The sequence below is a fragment of the Holdemanella sp. genome, assembly GCF_056804935.1.
On the sequence record NZ_DBMEXE010000218.1, the window covers coordinates 1 to 2,724 of the forward strand.

At 34.2% G+C, this 2,724-nt stretch carries 2 protein-coding genes; both read right to left on the reverse strand.

Translation table 11 applies throughout. The features are described 5' to 3' along the window. Nucleotides 1–246: 246 nt before the first annotated feature. Complete coding sequence (locus tag ACZQCL_RS08470) at nucleotides 247–2,394, reverse strand: Tex family protein (protein ID WP_443668779.1); 2,148 nt, start codon at nucleotides 2,392–2,394, stop codon at nucleotides 247–249. A gap of 56 nt (nucleotides 2,395–2,450) precedes the next feature. Next, nucleotides 2,451–2,724, reverse strand: a 274-nt coding sequence (locus ACZQCL_RS08475) for a DUF4143 domain-containing protein (protein WP_482482779.1), incomplete at its 5' end; no start/stop codon positions are given.

Sequence of the window (2,724 nt, forward strand, 5' to 3'; positions counted from 1 at the left end):
GCTAAAGAGTTTGCTTTATTAGCCATTATAATCACCATTCTTTCTTATTTTGATAGCTTGAACACCTTCATTATAGAAAGAATGGTGATTATTTTGTATAATATTTTTTTGATACCACCCGCATAGCAGGTGGTTTTGTTGTTTCGTACTTCGTACTCAACTGGCTAAAGCCAAAAGCGTAAATTAAAAGGACAACAATGCGTTGTCCTACATTTGTAAAGATAATAAACCTCGGTTTGTTGATTGTCAATTTGGATTGACCATTGTTAGTTGTACCTTTTGTTTCTCCTGATCAATATTGTATACCCATACCGTAACAATATCTCCTACAGAAACAACATCACTTGGATGTTTTACTCGTTTTGTACTCATCTTTGAAACGTGAACTAAACCATCTTCGTGTAGTCCAATATCGACAAAGGCACCAAAGTCAACCACATTACGTACTGTACCTTCTAGCTTATCATTAATATGTAAGTCTTCGATTTCCAATACATCTTTTCTTAGTAATGGCGCATCATATTTATCTCGATAATCTCTAAGTGGCATACAAATCGCATCTAAGATATCCTTCAATGTATAACTATCTAATCCTGTGTCTTGCATCAATTGTTTTGTATCACAATTAGAAATCACGTCTTTTGCCTTTTGTGTTCCCAAATCCGAAGTATCCAGACCTAATTCCTTCAACAATACTTTCGTTGCCTTATACGATTCAGGGTGAATGCTTGTACGATCCAACGGTTCTTTTCCATCTTCAATACGCAAGAATCCAGCTGCTTGTTCAAAGGCTTTTGGGCCAATCTTAGGAATCTTCTTGATTTGTGTACGCGATTCAATTTTTCCATTTTCTTCACGATATGACACAATACTTGATGCACTCGCATTGTTTAATCCTGCCACATTTTTAAGTAAAGAAACACTGGCTGTATTGATATTTACGCCAACGCGGTTAACAGCTTTTTCAACTACGAAATCCAAACGTTCTTTTAATCTTGCGGTTGGCAAATCATGTTGATATTGACCAACACCAATCGATTGAGGGTCAATCTTGATTAGTTCTGAAAGTGGATCCATCAGTCTTCGTGCAATAGAAATGGCACTTCTTTGTTCAACATGTAAGTCTGGGAATTCTTCAATAGCTAATTTAGAAGCACTATATACGCTAGCACCTGCTTCAGAAACAATGGTATAAGATACTGGTAAATTAAATTTTTTGATTGTATTCGCAACGAAAGCTTCACTTTCTCGACTTGCCGTACCATTGCCAATCGCAATTAAATTCACATGATATTCTTTACATAATTGAACTAATTTTTGTTCAGACTCTCTTACTTTCGCATTTGGCTGATGTGGATAAATCACATCGACAGTTAATTTTTTACCCGATGCATCAATAACAGCCAATTTACATCCGGTTCTAAAGGCAGGATCAAAGCCTAGAATCACTTTATCTTTCATAGGTGGTTGAAGTAAAAGTTTTTCTAAGTTCATAGAGAATACATCAATACTTGATTCATGTGCCTTTTCACTTAAAGCTGAACGAACCATTCTTTCAATGGAAGGATAGGCAAGTCTTTTTAAACCATCTAAAATAGCAGCACGAACATACTCACTTGTACCACTGTTAGTAAAGCGAATAAATCTTCGGCATACCCAGTTTTCGATATATTCTTCATTAAAGGAAATCGAAACATTTAATACTTTTTCTTTTTCCCCACGATCAATGGCCATAACTCGATGCGGTGCTAATGTATTCACTCTTTCTGAATAGTCATAATACATCTTATAGACTTTATGATCGTCTTCATGATCTTTCTTTTCACTTGTAACAATACGACCAAAATTTGTCATTGAATCCAATATTTTATTACGCACATCCACATCATCACTCACTTTTTCGGCAATGATATCGCATGCACCTTGAATGACAGCGTCTCTGTCTTTTACATTTTCATTGATATAAGCATCTAATTCTGTTTCTTTAAAATAACGAGGAAAAGACATAAAAGTATCGGCTAATGGCTGTAGACCATTGGCAATTGCAACACTTGCACGAGTCTTTTTCTTTTGTTTGTAAGGACGATAAATATCTTCTACTTGTGATAGTTTTGTACATGCGTTGACATTCTTTATAATTTCATCATCCAATTTTCCTAATGTTTCAATACGAGCTAAGACTTCTTCCTTACGCTTAGCTAAATTCACTTGATACGCATAATTTTCTTGAATGACACGAATTTGTTCTTCGTCCAAACCTTTTGTACGCTCTTTACGATAACGCGCAATAAAAGGAACTGTAGCTCCTTCTTCTAATAATTCCAATGTATTCTTAACTTGAGAAATCGCAATATTCAGCTCTTTCGCAATTAAGGAAATTATATTTTCATCCATAAGTTTATTTACCTCATTTCAACTCTATTATTATATCAAAGATTAAAATACATTATTTAAAGATTTTCTAACAAAAATGGAACTGCGTAAATAGGCTTTAACTCCAACATCCCATCTTTCGAAAAATCTTTCTGTGAAAACAAGAATCTTCGTCCTACTTCATGCGAATATTTCTTGCAGAATTCATCCATTGAAATATGACTCTTTGTTGCAGATGATTTTACTTCAATTGGAATGATTTTATTTTTTGAACGTATTAAGAAATCAATTTCATTACTATGAGTACTATTCTCTTTTCTCCATGAATGATAGTATAAATTATTGCCACTA